The organism is Pseudomonas sp. SWRI68 (assembly GCF_014269165.1).
Classification (GTDB): Bacteria; Pseudomonadota; Gammaproteobacteria; order Pseudomonadales; family Pseudomonadaceae; genus Aquipseudomonas; species Aquipseudomonas capeferrum.
Map to the genome: position 1 here is coordinate 1 of NZ_JABWRU010000055.1, position 1,037 is coordinate 1,037.

The 1,037-nt window shown below is 59.6% G+C and carries 1 protein-coding gene; it reads left to right on the forward strand.

Going from position 1 to position 1,037, the window contains the following annotated elements:
* The coding region (locus tag HU770_RS26745) for an immunoglobulin-like domain-containing protein (protein WP_186666579.1) at window positions 1-1,037 on the forward strand (1,037 nt) is incomplete at both ends.

Sequence of the window (1,037 nt, forward strand, 5' to 3'; positions counted from 1 at the left end):
CAACAATGCTCAGGTCACCATCAAGGCGGGCGAAACCAGCGCGCCGTATAGCCACGACGCGCAGGGCGACGACGTCTACAAAGACGCCGGCGAAATCAGCCTGGGTATCAAGTCCGCCGTCGATGTCGACGGTCGTGCCTTTGAAAACCTGCAGCTGGGCGATGCGGCGTCGGTCAAAGTCACCGACACCACCGACGACGTGGTTGCCAAGCTGACCGCCACACCTTCGGTCACCGAAGGTGGTGCAATCACTTACACCATCACCCTGACCAACAAAGATGGTCTGCCGATCGATAAACATTCGGCGCTGACCTTCACGCTGAGCGACGGCACCACCGTGATCACCGTGCCAGCCAATGGCACCTCGGGCTTTGTGACTGTCACTGCTCCGGACAACGTTTACACCGGCACCAACGACCCAGTGATCAAGTCGATCGCTTCGGTTGATGGCGCCGATGTTGGCAAGTTCGAAAACCTGGTTCTCGACAAGACCCCGGTCAGCACCGCTGTCACCGACGAGCCGGGTACTCCAGGCAACGAAGGCGATCTGGTCAAAGTTACTATCACCGCTGACCAAGTCTCGGTTGCCGAGAACGTGAAGCCGACCTTCACCGTCCACATCAACACCGCGCTGGCGCACGACCTGGTCGTGACCCTGAGCAACAATTCCACCGTCACCATCAAGGCCGGTGAAACCAGCGCGCCGTACGCTCACGACGCGCAGGGCGACGACGTCTACAAAGATGCTGGTGAGATCAGTCTGGGTATCAAGTCCGCCGCCGATGTCGATGGCCGTGCCTTCGAGAACTTGCAGCTGGGCGACGCGGCGTCGGTCAAAGTCACCGATACCGCCGATGACGTGGTGGCCAAGCTGACTGCTACGCCTTCGGTGACCGAAGGTGGCGAGATCACCTACACCGTCACCCTGACCAACAAAGACGGTCTGCCGATCGACAACCACGCGCCGTTGTACTTCACCCTGAGTGACGGCAAAACAGTCATTACCGTACCGGCCAACAGCACCAGCGGTTTCACTA